Origin of the sequence: Halobacillus sp. A1 (genome assembly GCF_024189295.1) — a bacterium.
In the GTDB taxonomy this organism is placed as follows: Bacteria; Bacillota; Bacilli; order Bacillales; family Halobacillaceae; genus Halobacillus_A.
Genome location: NZ_JAIZEN010000025.1, coordinates 1 through 14,435, shown reverse-complemented (window position 1 = coordinate 14,435; position 14,435 = coordinate 1). Strand labels below are relative to the sequence as shown.

At 36.3% G+C, this 14,435-nt stretch carries 16 protein-coding genes; 10 read left to right on the top strand and 6 right to left on the bottom strand.

Annotated features, from left to right (window positions below; all coding sequences use genetic code 11):
* Nucleotides 1–2,371: 2,371 nt before the first annotated feature.
* Complete coding sequence (locus tag LF817_RS17570) at nucleotides 2,372–2,737, bottom strand: hypothetical protein (RefSeq protein ID WP_253937120.1); 366 nt, start codon at nucleotides 2,735–2,737, stop codon at nucleotides 2,372–2,374.
* A 187-nt stretch (nucleotides 2,738–2,924) separates the two neighbouring features.
* On the opposite strand from LF817_RS17570, the gene LF817_RS17565 reads away from it, so the two are divergent.
* From LF817_RS17565 to LF817_RS17555, 3 genes are all read left to right on the top strand, one after another.
* Nucleotides 2,925–3,176, top strand: coding sequence for a hypothetical protein (locus tag LF817_RS17565; protein WP_253937119.1), 252 nt, complete (start codon nucleotides 2,925–2,927; stop codon nucleotides 3,174–3,176).
* A gap of 1,940 nt (nucleotides 3,177–5,116) precedes the next feature.
* Nucleotides 5,117–5,590, top strand: coding sequence for a GNAT family N-acetyltransferase (locus LF817_RS17560; RefSeq protein ID WP_371925096.1), 474 nt, complete (start codon nucleotides 5,117–5,119; stop codon nucleotides 5,588–5,590).
* Nucleotides 5,591–5,725: 135 nt separating this feature from the next.
* Entirely contained in the window at nucleotides 5,726–6,178 is a 453-nt protein-coding gene (locus LF817_RS17555; protein ID WP_253937117.1) for a DUF5946 family protein, read from the top strand.
* 386 nt (nucleotides 6,179–6,564) lie between these two features.
* Here LF817_RS17555 and LF817_RS17550 read toward each other — a convergent pair whose 3' ends face one another.
* The 3 genes from LF817_RS17550 to LF817_RS17540 are packed head-to-tail and all read right to left on the bottom strand — an operon-like array spanning nucleotide 6,565 to nucleotide 8,245.
* A complete protein-coding gene (locus LF817_RS17550) occupies nucleotides 6,565–7,236 on the bottom strand; it encodes a YesK-like family protein (protein WP_253937116.1) in 672 nt (223 codons plus the stop codon).
* An 18-nt stretch (nucleotides 7,237–7,254) separates the two neighbouring features.
* The gene (locus tag LF817_RS17545) at nucleotides 7,255–7,746 is read right to left on the bottom strand and encodes a hypothetical protein (protein ID WP_253937115.1); all 492 of its coding nucleotides are present in this window, start codon (nucleotides 7,744–7,746) and stop codon (nucleotides 7,255–7,257) included.
* A complete protein-coding gene (locus LF817_RS17540) occupies nucleotides 7,739–8,245 on the bottom strand; it encodes an RNA polymerase sigma factor (RefSeq protein ID WP_253937114.1) in 507 nt (168 codons plus the stop codon). The genes LF817_RS17545 and LF817_RS17540 overlap by 8 nt, the downstream gene beginning before the upstream one ends.
* 252 nt (nucleotides 8,246–8,497) lie before the next feature.
* Between LF817_RS17540 and LF817_RS17535 the strand changes: the two genes are divergently transcribed.
* A complete protein-coding gene (locus tag LF817_RS17535; RefSeq protein WP_253937113.1) occupies nucleotides 8,498–9,001 on the top strand; it encodes a P-loop nucleotide/nucleoside kinase family protein in 504 nt (167 codons plus the stop codon).
* Between the two features lie 200 nt (nucleotides 9,002–9,201).
* Here the strand turns inward: LF817_RS17535 and LF817_RS17530 are convergent, their stop codons facing one another.
* Nucleotides 9,202–9,390, bottom strand: coding sequence for a hypothetical protein (locus LF817_RS17530; RefSeq protein WP_253937112.1), 189 nt, complete (start codon nucleotides 9,388–9,390; stop codon nucleotides 9,202–9,204).
* Between the two features lie 112 nt (nucleotides 9,391–9,502).
* Here LF817_RS17530 and LF817_RS17525 point away from each other — a divergent pair, with 112 nt between their 5' ends.
* The 4 genes from LF817_RS17525 (at nucleotide 9,503) to LF817_RS17510 (ending at nucleotide 12,341) form a co-directional block, all read left to right on the top strand.
* Nucleotides 9,503–9,841 (top strand): hypothetical protein, encoded by a 339-nt coding sequence (locus LF817_RS17525; protein WP_253937111.1) that lies wholly within the window; start codon nucleotides 9,503–9,505, stop codon nucleotides 9,839–9,841.
* A 126-nt stretch (nucleotides 9,842–9,967) separates the two neighbouring features.
* The gene (locus tag LF817_RS17520) at nucleotides 9,968–10,402 is read left to right on the top strand and encodes a GNAT family N-acetyltransferase (RefSeq protein WP_253937110.1); all 435 of its coding nucleotides are present in this window, start codon (nucleotides 9,968–9,970) and stop codon (nucleotides 10,400–10,402) included.
* 248 nt (nucleotides 10,403–10,650) lie between these two features.
* Nucleotides 10,651–11,487 (top strand): aminoglycoside 6-adenylyltransferase, encoded by an 837-nt coding sequence (locus LF817_RS17515; protein ID WP_253937109.1) that lies wholly within the window; start codon nucleotides 10,651–10,653, stop codon nucleotides 11,485–11,487.
* Nucleotides 11,488–11,549: 62 nt separating this feature from the next.
* On the top strand, nucleotides 11,550–12,341 hold the full coding sequence (locus tag LF817_RS17510; protein ID WP_253937108.1) for a methyltransferase domain-containing protein: 792 nt from the start codon (nucleotides 11,550–11,552) through the stop codon (nucleotides 12,339–12,341).
* 144 nt (nucleotides 12,342–12,485) lie between these two features.
* On the opposite strand, the gene LF817_RS17505 is transcribed toward LF817_RS17510, so the two are convergent.
* Nucleotides 12,486–13,223, bottom strand: coding sequence for a hypothetical protein (locus LF817_RS17505; RefSeq protein ID WP_253937107.1), 738 nt, complete (start codon nucleotides 13,221–13,223; stop codon nucleotides 12,486–12,488).
* A 237-nt stretch (nucleotides 13,224–13,460) separates the two neighbouring features.
* Here LF817_RS17505 and LF817_RS17500 point away from each other — a divergent pair, with 237 nt between their 5' ends.
* Both LF817_RS17500 and LF817_RS17495 read left to right on the top strand, forming a co-directional pair.
* The gene (locus LF817_RS17500; protein WP_371925095.1) at nucleotides 13,461–13,838 is read left to right on the top strand and encodes a GNAT family N-acetyltransferase; all 378 of its coding nucleotides are present in this window, start codon (nucleotides 13,461–13,463) and stop codon (nucleotides 13,836–13,838) included.
* Nucleotides 13,839–14,049: 211 nt separating this feature from the next.
* Entirely contained in the window at nucleotides 14,050–14,253 is a 204-nt protein-coding gene (locus tag LF817_RS17495; protein WP_253937106.1) for a hypothetical protein, read from the top strand.
* The last annotated feature ends 182 nt before the right edge of the window (nucleotides 14,254–14,435 follow it).

Genomic DNA, 14,435 nt, shown 5'->3' with positions numbered 1-14,435 from the left:
ATGGATAAAAATAGTTTGACAAAAGAAATGAGTATGTTCGCATCTGTCCTGGGGCGGATTCAAAATGGAGGAGAAAAGTTGGGATAATAAGTGAATGACTATATTGTATTAATACCACTATTAATTGTTGTAATTGCAATGCTAAATCGTTCAGAGGTATTTTCTAAGAAAGTTAAATACATTGGTTATGGATACTTTCTTATAGTTTCGATGATTTTTATCGTACTAAGAGAGAGAATTTACGCTCAATATCATAAGGGATCTCCTATCCCAGATATTTATTGGGAGAAGAATTAGAACTTGGCTGATACAGGATTGTTATTATATTTAGTGCCGACTGCAATTATATTTCTAATCCTAAGTATATCTTGGTATAAAAGTGAAAAAGACCTTAAAGGAAAAATTCTTATGTTTCTTTTATTAGTAGTTGGGATGGCAATTCTTTTCGGGTATGCTTTTTTCTTTAGTATGAGTTTGGGGTATAGACCATAAGTCATTTTTTTCGATTCTCGAAATCAAGTCCCACAGTTTATGGGGCTTTAGTTGAATAAACCCAATATAAATAAGAAGAACTTCCATAAGCTTGGAAGTTCTTTTTATTAGTAATATCAACACTAAACTTTAACAGAGCCTATTTCTTAGAATAAGAAAGAGAATATAAAGAAATTCAAAATGGTTAAGATAGATGCAGAAATCGTTGATTTCTTCCATGCCAATTTAGATATAAAACTCCAAACCCCCATGATTATAGAAGCTATCCCCAAGATTAAAAGTAAATAATACATGAAATTTAACAACGATTGGCTACCATCAGCAAAACCAAAAATGAAAAATGCGATGCATGTGAAGAACACCAGCACACTCAATATAAGAAACGTGTAGCTTTTCCATGAACTCTTAGTCATTTCCTTACCTCCAGTATTTTAATTATTATTTAAACAATAAATGGAGTTAAAACCTACTTTTTCTAACTATAGTAGTTACTGTAATTAAAATCAAAAGTTTCTACGGTATCCCTCTGGAATTAAAAAATTTAGCTTTAACTAATCGCTAAACAGGGTTCACGGGCTCCCATGTATTCTACAGAAGGCGCTATTTAGTTAGATTTAACCTAAATATCTCGAAACCAAGCCTTCATGTAAATGGGGCAATTGTTCAATATGAGCGATCCATTTTAGCTAACGGGATAGTGGAAGACTTGAAATCGAGATAATTGCCTGTTTTGAAACGATATCTGTACTCGTTGGTATATAAATTAAATTGCTTTTTAGGAAGGGTAGCTATATTAAACTTTGTGACATTTGGTGTAGTTGTTATTGGGGTCATATTAGAGAGAAAACTTACTGAGCCCAATAAGGAATAACAACAAATAGTTAAGAGTCTTGAGAACAAAGTGAAAAGACTCTAGTGGGCTGTTCTTCGATAGAGGATTTCCTCACCTCTTACTTTAAATCCAGCAAATATTAAGAGATGTAAAGGATAAGATTATAATGCATACCTAAGTCAAAGAGACCAGCGAACAAAAACATCACGGTTGCCCCAATACACATCCATATCATTAAAGTGGCGTGTTCGTGATCGTTTCTTTTAAACTCAAAAGCAAGAGAAAAATGTGTCGCGGCTAATGCTAGTAAAAAACACCCTGGCGGTATAATATCTATACCAAAAAATGATAAAATTTCAGGAATAAGCAGTAAGATGCTTATTCCAATTAAAACTTTCGTAGTTGTAGTTAATTGTGAGATATAATCAACCCCTTTCTTATCATCTTTTATGTTATCAAGAATAAGGTGGTTTGGAAAAATATATAAAAAAAAGCATTTGGATGTAACCCAATATGAAATAGCTGTGTCGTCATTACCTACTTCGGGTGCAGTGATGCTGCACATCCTTCCGCAGAAGCAAAATCAACGTCGGATAGGCCAATTTCAACAATCCCTTCTGCAAAAGTGGTATATGAAACGGAACCGAGACCAAAAGAACTCGCCTCTACTAAAGAGGCTTCCCCAACACGTGCCGCTTGTATGGTGAACGTTACCGAGGTCGCTTCGAACAAGGGGCAATACGGGCGTAGCAGTTGAAGATGCGAGACTAGTACGAAATAACACATCTCCAATCAAAGAGGCTTCGGTCTCTATTTTTTGGTAATAGCAAGCGATATAATACTTGTAAAATGTGGAGGTTGGTTGAATATAAGTGTTGTTTTAAATATGTGAAAAAAGATATTAGAAACCTTGGTTGACGCGTAGCCTTTCAAGGTTTCTTTTTTTGTCATCATCTGGCGTGATCCCGAACACTTAAATGCTATGCGTCCTTTAAGGGGTATTTCGAATCCAACCTATGACCCGTTCGGTTTATTTCGCAAACTGTATTAATAGATAAAAAGGATGAGATTATAATACATGCCTAAATCAAAAAGACCAGCGAACAAAAACATCACGGTTGCCCCAATAGACATCCATGTCCTTAAAGTGTCGTGTTCTTCATTGTTTCTTTTTAACTCAAAAGCAAGAGAAAAACTCGTCGCGGCTAATGTTAGGAGAAAGTACCCTAGCGGTATAATATCTATACCAAAAAATGATAAAATTTTAGGAATAAGTAGTAAGGTGCTTATTCCAATTAAAACTTTCGTAGTTGTAGTCATTTGTATGATAGTATCAACCCCTTTCTTATTATCTTTTATGTTATCAAGAATAAGGGTTAATTGGAAAAAAATATAAAAAGAGGTAAAATCCAACTGGATTTTACCTCTTAGAGAAACTTCGTATTGGGTTCTAACCCAATACAGAATAACTGATTTAGCATCCCCTAATCCGGGTATCGCGATGCTGATTGTTACCCAACACCCTTCACCTGATTATTCTAAAAACATTGAGTTTCATACAATATTTTGAAATAATTCACATAATGGGGAGGGAGAATATATGAGAAGGAAGTTGGGAATAGTTTCTACTGTGTTATTTTTAGTAAGCCTAGCTTCATACATAACGATGCTGTCAGGCAATGACACTTTTCTATTTGCTGGAGTGGTTATTTCTTTAATAGGATTGGGGTTCGCCATATTCTCTGAAAAAGGAATATACAGAAAGATAGGGTTCATTGGCAATGGATTGATCATCTTAGTGGCTATAATTATACCATTTATAGTCACTATATCTTTCTGGAATACTCCGTAACTATTGGTCAATTTCGTTTATTATATACCCGCTTTTAATCGTTATATATGTGTGTAGGTTATAAACGGTGTACATTCCCGTACGGTGTTTAAGCTTTTGGATACGCCGAAAATCCCTTTCGGACCGGCGTACGTACCAATATTCTTTTCGTGTGTGTACGACCAACGTGCGAGCGTTGGCCCGGGAATACACGGCTCAAGCACACGCCCCACTACCGAAAAGCACGCAGCGTTCCAGATGGATCGCTACTGGAGAGAAGGAGAGGTCTTGAACTTGACCTTGAAATAATAGAAAGTGACGAACAGGAGCTTTCGAATGGGCACCCCGAAGGGGCAAGGAGAACAATGCGCAAGCATTGTCGACGCAGTGAGGGGGACGGTCAGCTATGCTGACTGACAAATGAGCGTAGCGAGGCTTGTCATACGTCCCCCTTATGCTCTTTCCCCTACACGCTACGAAAATCCGCCCACCGGAGCGAGTACCGTACAAACTCAGGCGCGACGGGCGTAGCGATAGACCGGGGCGATACCAACCCAAAATCCGTGACGGATTCTACCCTCGATAAACCGCGCCGTTAAGCGAATCGCAAAATCCGCCAAGCTCCATCTGGCGCGAGAGGCGTATGACGCGTCCGTCAGCACATTCCGGCGCGTTTTCCGTCCCGAAATCACTTCATGAGGGACGAGATTCAGGCAGACAGACGCGCCGGTATTTGGTCTTGTAGGGGCGTAGCGTAGGACGCCCCAGAAAGGCCAAGTCATATCGGAGAGAGAACAGAGGAGCTACCAGAAAAGGGTGTAGGGGAAGCTGTCAAAAAGGTGTTCGAGAAGCGATCAGCGGATCGACAAGAAAGACCTTCAAGAAAGGGTCCTTGGAGTCCGACAGCGCGGACGACGCGAGGCGGTTGTATGCCAAAAAATCTCTTTATGTACATACCGATTGGGACAAGAGGGATGAGCTAAAAAAGTCAGGAAAAACCACCGAGCGGAGGAAGGCTCCGCGCTGCTTGGATGAAAGGATCTTACGTGAATGCTTGGGGGGAAGCCCGGAGCGGTTATACGAGCGTCAGCGAGCGAATCAAGAAAAACCACCGACGGGCGCGGGACCCGCCACGCAGGCACGCGCTCGCCCTTAAAACGCTGTCAGCACAACGGTTTCACGCTCCGGTATTCCGATAAGATAAAGGCTCTGCTGCCCGAAAAACGGTGTGGTCTTACGCTCCGGTCTTTACGATTGAGTTATTGAGTCAGGAGAGAGTCGTCTGGTCCTTAACGAGAAGCGGGTTCGTCTGGTTCATCAAAAAAAAAAAGAAGGGTTTTCATTTCGTGTGACATCGCGTGTGAAACGCCATGCGTACGCTGTTCCATATGAAATACGTATCCGATAAAGGGTTTGATGGTAGGAGCATACCGTGCCGTACATCAGGCACATCCCATACGCACACCATACCGCACCGCATGCGAGCGACGTTTACGTTTATGATATGTCGCATGAGATACGCACGCTGTGTGGCATATCTTGAGAACCTCTCATCAATAAAGAACCCTCACACGCCGTTTCACATCGCATACGTACGCCGTGCGACATGGGATAAACATGAGGATAGAGTGTAACATACGGTGTGAGTTTCCTGTGCGTGGGGTTCAGCATGACATGCGTATGCCGTGTAACATGCCGTGGGTGCGCACGTTGGGCTCACGTGTTTACGCACCGGGTGACGATGCGGTGTGCGTCTAGGTTTACCAACAAATACTCTGTGGAATTTGCTAAATAACATGTTTTTTAACAAACTATCTTGAATTCGAGTCTTTCGCTAAAGGGCAGGTTAGTTGAAGACTCAGTTTCGAGATAATTGGAATTTTATTGTATGAAAAATAGATTATACGTATAATAATTCATTAAGTAGAAAGTTGTTTGAACAAAGGAGTGAGTATGTGATTATTAAATTTGCAAGTGTCACAGATGCTGCCGTGATTCACGATTTAATGATTAAGGCATTTATGGAATATAAAAATCAAGTGCCTCCGTCCAGTGCTTTAGAAGAAACAGTACAATCTGTCTCTAATGCATTAGTGAAAGAGGAAGAAGGGGTGATAGCGTATGAAGAAAACGTTCCAGTTGGTATGGTGCGTTTTTTAATTAATAACCAAAGCATATACTTTTACCGTTTGTCAGTAATCCCTAATAAGCAAGGAAAAGGAATCGCCAAAAATTTGTTAAAGTTTATAGAAGATTATGCAAATAAAGAAGGTTTCTCGTCGATTCGATGTAAAGTCCGTATGAGTGCGACAAAGAATCTAAAGTTATACAGATCAATAGGTTACGATGTTTCCGATGAGGAAGTTGTACATAAACCAAATGGCATAAATATTAAAGTAGTGTCAATGAAAAAAGATCTTTTGTTATTGCAATAATGAGGGCAAACCTGAAACAGAAAAATTGCCCTCTTCTTCATGTTTGGGGCAGGTTAATTTAATTAGATATTGACACTTACGTAACGTCAGAAAGTAATCTAAACTAATAAAGGTTTTATATGGAGGACTTTAAGAGTGGTTAACAACGATACAGTAATGGAAAATGGGAAATGTATTGAGTGTGGAGCAAATCAAGTAGAAGGGTATTCATGTTATGAAATGTTCCAATTTCCATTGGTTTGGGAACATAACGATCCAAAACTATACGCTTTACATTTTTGGTTGGTTTCGTGCTACATGATTCAACATCCATCTAACTATACCAAAGATGGATATAAGCAACTGGTTAACTTGTTCATTGAAGCATACGATGGTGAATGGGGTACGAAATATATTCTTATAAAGAATCGAGAATATGTAAAAAACGTAGGCAAAATAACTAATCCAACTCCGAATGAGGATAGGATACGTATTTATAGAAAATGGTCAATGACTGTTGAAGATATATTTAAGTGTGGAGAAGTAAACGCAATAAATTCAATAAATAAATGGAAAGAACAAATTAGAATTGATCTAAATGAAAACTAAGATTCTTATTCAATTAACGGGGGGCTATTGTTCAATACTTGCAGTCGCTTTTGCTATGCTGGGGCTACTTTTATTGCTGGTAGTTTAGTTTTTAAACTTTGGGGTCAGTCCCTTGCTATGTTAGAAGAGATAATGGATATGCTCCATTTGGTTGGACACTTTCGTTAAGGTCAATTACACTTTACTAAATATTTCAGTCAAAGAGGATTACTATGAGAATTATTCAGAACGAATCTTCTCGCTTATTTTATCTTCAGATTAAATTCTTATCAGCATTGACACAAGGGAAAAATCCTAAGATTGAAACATTAAAAATACAAATTAAAGAAGAATTAAAAATAAATAGTAATCTTAATTTGCTAAAGAGCTATTTTGACAATACCTCTTTATTCATTAGCCATCTCAAGTGTGGACTGAAATTCTTCTCCTTCTGTCGTACGCACGGTTAAAGGTTCATTGATTTCATTGAGCCCTATAAAAATAAATGGAGATTTTCGGGATTCATTTTCGTCCTCAACCATATTTAAAACAACTTCTGTGCTTTCGTTTTGGTTGATTTCCTCTACTTCAATTTTCTTACCAATATACTCTTCACCAAGTCTTATAAAAATTTCTTTGTTTCCTTCTGAAATAGTTGAAACTCGATAGTGATTTTTCGTGTCCTCTTGGACGCTCATATGTCCTTCTTCATTAATCCAATAATCATCACCACTATCATTTAAAGTTACAAAGAATATGGTGGTAAAAAAGACCACCGGTAGTACGAAAAGGCCGATTTTATCCCCAATTGAGACCTTTGTGATTTTAGACGATTTAGTCAATAAAGGTAGTGCTATCGTGCCCAATACACTAATTAGAAAAATCCCCCCAGCTAGAAATATATAACCCATTGCTTCAAATCCTCTTACAAAGAAAAGACTATACAAAATGATGGTTAAAGCTGTTATAAATGTCAGCAGTGGGGCCAAGTAATACTGCTTTCGAAACTTTGAAATAATAAAGAAGAAACTAAAAACCATCATACCTAAAAATATTCCACCTGCCATTATTGAATACATTCGATCTCCTCCTTAAAACTAATAAAATAGCTGAAGTTGCCAAATGGTTAGTAAAATTACTAAGTCCACTACCAATGAATAAATGAGCCATTTCTTATTTAAGAACATCCATGTGAAAACTAGTAGAAAAATGGATGCTGGCAAATAAAATAAGAAGGCTCCAGACTGAAATGTCTGTAGGGCTAACGCGTCCCAAGAATCGTTAAAACGTAAAGTGTTAAAAGATATAACAAAAAGTACCAATACCCTTACTAAGATCATCAAAAGCCGTATGCCTCTATTTATATGGATTAACTTCTTTAAAGGCTTGATTTCGAAGTCCTTACCTTCATTGACTTCTGCGTTTTCAATTGATTCATTTAAAAAACTTCTCTTATCAAGCATGTTGTCACACACAGGACAATACTGGACATGCTCGTGGATTATTCCTTTTGTTTCTTCATCTAATTCATCAAAAACTGGAATTAATTCCTGACAAAGTTTATGAATTTTCATTTCATACTCATTCATCTAAATCATCCCTCGCTTTTATCAACCTTTTCTTAACTCTAAAAACACGTGATTTGACTGTAGAAATATTAATATTCAACATTTCACTTATTTCTTTATAATCGTAACCATAATATTCTTTAGCAAGTATGATAGATTTATCCGTCTTAGACAGAGTATCCAGTACAGAATCTAGCTGGGTATTTACTATGATTTGTTCTTCAGGTGAATAATTATTGATTAACAAATCTTCTATAATATCTTCTTCTTTTAATAAACTAGGCCTCTTCTTTTTGTATCGATCCATAAGGGTGTTTCTTGCTGCTACTTTTAACCATCCTTTAATTGAATGAACATCAGCGATAATGCTGGGTTTGGTAATTATTTTCGTGAAAAGCTCCTGAATAACATCATCTGCCTCTTGCTGGCTACCGGACATCCTTGCTAAATATCGTCTTAAATCGTAATAATGATCTTCGTAAATGCTTTCTATATACTGAAAGGGTTTCAAATTGGCCAATGTAAGAACTCCTTAATAGCGTTCTCATTACATAAAGAGGACGATTTTTTAAAAGGAAAAGTTGCACTTATATATATTTTTTTAAAATTCCTGAAATATTTGGTGATTGTTATCTGCGTTAAAATATAATACTAGTATCGAAAAACATAAATTTATATGTATGTAAGGTTTAGTTTGTTTTTTAACGAAGCAGGTTAGCGAAAATTTCGAGCATCTTTATATTAAAATAAATTAAGTGTGGGGGCTAAAAATATGAAGAAAATGGGGACGCTATACTTTTTCTGTGGAAAAATGGGAGCAGGGAAATCAACTAAATCAAAACAATTGGCGATAGATAAACATGCGGTACTATTGTCTGAGGACGAATGGCTTTCATCTCTTTATCCCAATCAAATTACATCATTTGAGGACTATAAAAAATATTCAGCGCAACTCAAGCCTTTGGTGAAAAAGCATGTCCAAAACATATTAAGTGTCGGTACAGATGTAGTAATGGATTTTCCAGCTAATACTCAAAAACTGCGAAAGTGGTTTTTGGATATGGCATCAGAGGTCAATGCAAGCCATCAACTAATTTTTCTTAATATAAATAACGAGCAATGCTTACGTCAAATTGCACAAAGGCGTAACGAACAACCCGAAAGAACAGCTTTTGACACGGAAGAGGTGTTTAATCATGTTACTAAATTTTTTGAAGCACCTGAAGCGTCTGAGGGTTTAAATATTTTCGAGTTTTGCGGAAAAGAATTAAAATAAGTTCAATTATTCGTGTGTATAGAGTAACTTCTGTTTCTAGGAGGCACTCCATATGATGTGAAATGAAATGTGAGTAAGTAAAGTTTCAAGTGTATATGTTAAAATCGATGTAGCTTTGTGAAGTGATACACTACAATGTCTCGAAATCAAGTCTTCCGTTATATGGGGCAATTCTGAAACAGAAGAATGTTAGTAAAATTCTAACATTCTTTGCTTCTTCTGGTTTGGATGCTTGGAGCAAATAGGAAGCCACTCAAGAAGCCTCCAATTGCTGAACCAGTTATGGCATTCCCATTTGGAGGTTCACCTTTTAATAGTAAAGATAATAAAATCCATACTATGGGATATAAAATTGTAGCTGCGAATGCCCAGACAAGTCGACTCTTCATATTTAAACCTCCTGACTTAAGTTCTTATTACCTTCTCGGTAAAATTTAAAACGAGCGGTAGTTCCAAGTTTCTAGGGTATGCATTCATATTATAAGAAAGGAAAAGAGTAGAATGGAAAATAACGAGTATAAAGAATTATTAGCTGAAATAGAGAAGTTAAAGTTTCACAATCGTAGTCTGCTTACACTTGTAGCTTTACTAAATGACGATAAAATGCAAGAGCCCACTATACACGAAACAGTAGTTACATATGATTTATCCAAAAAAGATTTGAAAGAACTAACAAAACTTATTCAAAAATATGACGGCAATAACTTTGCTTTGGAACAAAAAGCATTAAAAATCAACCCGATTTTTAATAGGAATAACATTATCTCTATTGTGAAATCGCTTGTAGTTTCAAGCCTGTTTAAAGAAAAGGGCTTAGAAATTTTAGAATCGTATAAATAGTAATTTAGTTTTAGAAATAAAAAATGTGTAAATTTCATAGGATTATCTCAATTCCAAGACTTCCGCATAAGGGTGCGATTGCTTACTATTTTCATTACTGACAACTAATAAAGAGGTGTTTATAGAATGTTACCGATCCTAGAAACAAAACGTTTATTATTTAGTCCTTATGAAAAAAAGGATGCTCCACGAGCTCAAGTATTAGCTGGGGATAAAGATCTGGCAGAGACTACTTTTTTGCCTCATCCATATACTTTAGAAACTGCTGAAAATTGGATTTCAAGCCATCCTAAACTGATTGAAAACAGAGAAGCTTTCCCATTTGCAGTTATTCTTAAAGGCGAAGATAAACTCATAGGTACAATGACTCTTAGAGTGGATGAGTTACATAACAAGGGAGAGCTAGCTTATTGGATTGGTAAAGATTATTGGAATAAAGGTTATGCAACAGAGGCTTCTAAAATAGTTATTGATTTTGGGTTTAAGGAGCAAAAGCTTAATCGAATATGGGCTCCAGTAATGAGTAAGAATAAAGCTTCTGGAAAAGTAATGCAAAAGTAGGGCTACAATATGAAGGGACATTAAAACAAGATATTCTAAGATGGGATGAATATGTAGATGTTGATGTTTTTGGACTTTTAAAAGAGGATTATCTCGATACTGAGTCTTCCAGATAATGGGGCGAGAGCTGAAGACCAGATAAATAGGATATAGCTCTTTCTAGTTTTAGTACGCCTGGTGAAGAAGGGATAACAGGACATTTTATTGAATATTACTTACAAGAGTAAAAAGGGAGTTGATTTTAATGTGTGGGATTTGTAAGTAAACATGAGGAAAGGGATAAAAAATTACCTAAATTTCGAAAGAATTTAATAGGTTTTATCGAGAAAGATTTACTTAATGATGATAATGTCTTAGCCCTTTTTTATGGGGGTTCTATAGGATCCCGCAATACGGATTTATATTCAGATATTGATCTAAGAATAGTGGTGAAACCAGAAGAAATAGGGAATTACATTTCTAACAAAAAAACTCGCCCTCAAATGTGGGGAAATATTCTTTTTATTGAAGATGATCACCCTTTATCCATTTATACGGTAGTCCACTATGATAGCTTCATAAAGGTGGACACTTTTTATTATAAGCCAAAGGATATTCAGCCTACTGTGTGGTTGAAAAATATAAAGATTGTTAAAGATCATAACTCGATCATCTCGACAGTTCAAAAACAATCACTGGAAATTACTTATGAACCCTCGCTTGATGAATTTGAAGCTTGGAGAACTAAATTCTTCGCGAATTTACATGAGGCATATAGGCGGTTAATGAGAAAAGAGTATTACTACACACTTAAATGTATAGATAGTCTAAGAATTTCTATAGTTATTGGTTGGTACATGAACGCTGGGATTCAACCAAACAATTTTGGGGATTGGGCTAAATATGAAGGTGATAGAGGCTATTTAGAAAGTTGGCAGCTATTCCTTCTTAGAAGCTGGGATTGTGGAAGGAATTCAATAGAAATCATGAATGTTATGAAAAATATCGTACGGGAGTTTAAAAATGTCCATAGCTCTCTTTGTAGTAGGCTAGAAATAAACGAAAACAATCATTGGATAAATAAAATTGTAGCAATGGGTTTATAAATTTTTTCTTTCTAATTCAATTAAAAGGGACATAAAGAAAAGATAACAAAGGGGGAATATATTTGGAGAAGTATGGAACAGATTTGTTTAAGGGTTCAGCAGGTTTTTATTCAAGATACAGACCAATGTATCCATCATCTCTTATTAGGTTTCTAGTGGAGAAATTTTCGCTAAATGGAGATCAGAGCCTACTTGATCTAGGTTGTGGTCCAGGACTACTAACAATCAGGTTTTCGGATTGGTGTAATAAAATAGTAGGTATAGATACAGAGCCAGAAATGATTAAAGAAGCCAAACGTCTTCATCAAGTGATGAGATTGGGAAAAATTCAGTGGTTTCATGGAACACTGGAACAATATAAAAAAACACATAATGACCAATTTAATATGGTGATAATAGCAAAAGCTTTTCATTGGATGAACAGGCCTATGGTTTTAGACGAGTTATACGACATGATTCCAGAAGGAGGCGGAGTGGCTATTATTGATAACTTTGATCAAAATAGAACGTTAGAACCCTGGCAACTAAGGCTAAACGAACTTAGAGAAAAGTGGTATGGGAAAGAACGAAGAGCGGGGCAATCTACCTATACCCATCCAACAACTAGTCACGAAGAAATCATATCAAATTCAAAATTTAATGTAGAAATACATACTTTACCTTCATATGAGATTCATTGGACGATTGAGTCAATTCTAGGAAACTTATACTCCACTTCCTATGGGGCAAGACGGTTTTTGGGCAATAAAGTTGAGGAGTTTGAAAAGGATGTCAAAGAATCATTATTGGATTTTTCCACTTCTGATGAGTTTAGAGAGTGTGTAAATGTATCTGTAAAGCTCGGTAGAAAGTAATCTATTTTATTATTTATCTTGATTTCAAGTCTTCCTGTATAGGGGGCGTTTCTTTCATAATGCTTCTTAGAAAATAATAGAACATAATATTTCTATAAAAGGACATAAAGAAAGACGTTTTCCCAGAGGAAACGCCTGCAGGTTTTATTGAATTTTAGCTATTGAGCTATTTTTCGAGATTGGGATAAGGAAAATAGTAATTAATAGGATGATCAAACCCACAAAAGGAATGAATGCAGTCCATATAGGCTGCTGTGTAATACCAAATGGAAAAATACTATAAGCCGGTGAGAAAACTGCTAATGATAGGTTGGCTGTAATGATGTGTGCTCCCCAATAAATAAGAAAAGGTAGGGAGAAAGCTAAAGCCTTATTAATTTTCATTAATAATAGTAGCGACAGCGAAGCATAAACAACAGTATTAATCGCAACCCAACTAGAATATACGACTCCATAAGTAATTGCTCCATAATCCATTAATTGACTAAAAGTGTGACTGTCAGAAGTATCAAAGCTTTTCATAACAGTATAATCTACAAAACCTAAGAGAGGCTCAATATAAAATGCAAAAAGAAAAGGCAAGAAAACGAATGAAAATGAAAGTAAAAAGAAAAAATATGAATTTAATAATAGACGCTTTTTAATAGGCAACCCATTATTAAGGATTTGCTTTTTCACAGAAGGAATCAGGTATACACCCGCAATAAGTAATGGAAATAATGCCGGCAAAAGACCTGCAAGATGGAGAGTGAAAAAGTCAACCGGTTTAAATAATGTGAAATTAGGCGCTCTGAACAAAGTGACACTCAAGTAAAGAAAAATAACAGCAAATAACACAAAGAGAATTCTACGATTAACTAAAAACTTCAATTCTCTAATCAAAATGATGGTCTCCCTTTCAATTGAATTTAAGTCGTCCCATTAAGTTATGTAAACGAATTGAAGGGTATGCCGTAGTTTATGAGCCTGATATCATTTTTCAATCAGTCCATCTGGAATTTAAGCGTTATCCTGCTTAATTATCTTGATTTCGAGTCTTCAAGTTATTGGGGCAGATCTTAAACAATGAATCTTTGCTTGGTTCAGTGAGGAGGAAATGAAATCTGCTATAAAGTAGTTATTAACATTCCAATATCTAATAATGAAGTTCCAGAATTAAGAGAACTTGTTGGCTGGGGTAGAAGAGAAGAAGATTACCCTGCTTTGTTCGAGCGTTGTAATTTTTGGGGTGGAGTAAGAGATAAAAATAATAAACTAATTGCTTTTGGATATGTTTGTGGAATGGGTTTAGAACATGGTTATATGGAGGATATAATAGTTCATCCAGAGTATCAAGGACAAGGAATTGGAGTTGACTTGGTAAAAGAATTATTGAGAGAGTCTGAGCGTTTTGGCATAGGCATTGTATCAGTTACATATGAGACAAATAAAACTAACTTTTATACAAAATGTGGTTTTACAACGGGTTCTGGAGGAGTATGGAAATCAAGTACTTAAACATTCTAATCGAGAGATAACCTTAAATCGAGTCTTCCGTTAAATGGGGCTTTACTTTAACAAACTTCATCAACAAAAAATATACTGCCATTTCATACATGGATTAAATGCCAAATACAGTCTTAAGTGGATCAATATTTTGGCAGAGGTGGATCAAAAAGATGGCAGACCTGGGTCAATTCCATGGCTGTAAACATTTAGAGTGTGAAAAATGCTAAAAAACCACAAAACCTCATGCGTGCCGGGAGAGTCCTCCATCGGTATCTTCCATAAGACAGATGCCATCATCCATGCGAACACCCTTAAAGCATGGGTGGAAGACAGCAAAAACCCTAGTCTTATCAGGGTAAAAGACGAGATCCAAACGATGACCCTTCATGAGATCGTCGAATCTATGACATTTTCACCCTCATAAAATAATAGAAACCTTACAGGGAATTTCCCCGTAAGGTTTTTTATTTGCGAGACGGTGTGACTGCTAGACTAAATGAGACAGTTCTTGCTAGATAAGATAATACACTTTGAGGCCATAGTAATGATTGTTTTCTGGGGGAGGCCCCGGGGCCTCCCCCAGAAAACAATGCCAAAAATGTACAC

What these genes read in the sequence shown, in the direction of transcription:
- LF817_RS17565 (WP_253937119.1), top strand. Translation starts at nt 2,925, where the DNA reads ATGAGAAGGAAGTTGGGAATAGTTTCTACTGTGTTATTTTTAGTAAGC.
- LF817_RS17550 (WP_253937116.1), bottom strand. Translation starts at nt 7,236, where the DNA reads ATGTATTCAATAATGGCAGGTGGAATATTTTTAGGTATGATGGTTTTT.
- LF817_RS17545 (WP_253937115.1), bottom strand. Translation starts at nt 7,746, where the DNA reads ATGAATGAGTATGAAATGAAAATTCATAAACTTTGTCAGGAATTAATT.
- LF817_RS17535 (WP_253937113.1), top strand. Translation starts at nt 8,498, where the DNA reads ATGAAGAAAATGGGGACGCTATACTTTTTCTGTGGAAAAATGGGAGCA.
- LF817_RS17530 (WP_253937112.1), bottom strand. Translation starts at nt 9,390, where the DNA reads ATGAAGAGTCGACTTGTCTGGGCATTCGCAGCTACAATTTTATATCCC.
- LF817_RS17525 (WP_253937111.1), top strand. Translation starts at nt 9,503, where the DNA reads ATGGAAAATAACGAGTATAAAGAATTATTAGCTGAAATAGAGAAGTTA.
- LF817_RS17520 (WP_253937110.1), top strand. Translation starts at nt 9,968, where the DNA reads ATGTTACCGATCCTAGAAACAAAACGTTTATTATTTAGTCCTTATGAA.
- LF817_RS17495 (WP_253937106.1), top strand. Translation starts at nt 14,050, where the DNA reads ATGCTAAAAAACCACAAAACCTCATGCGTGCCGGGAGAGTCCTCCATC.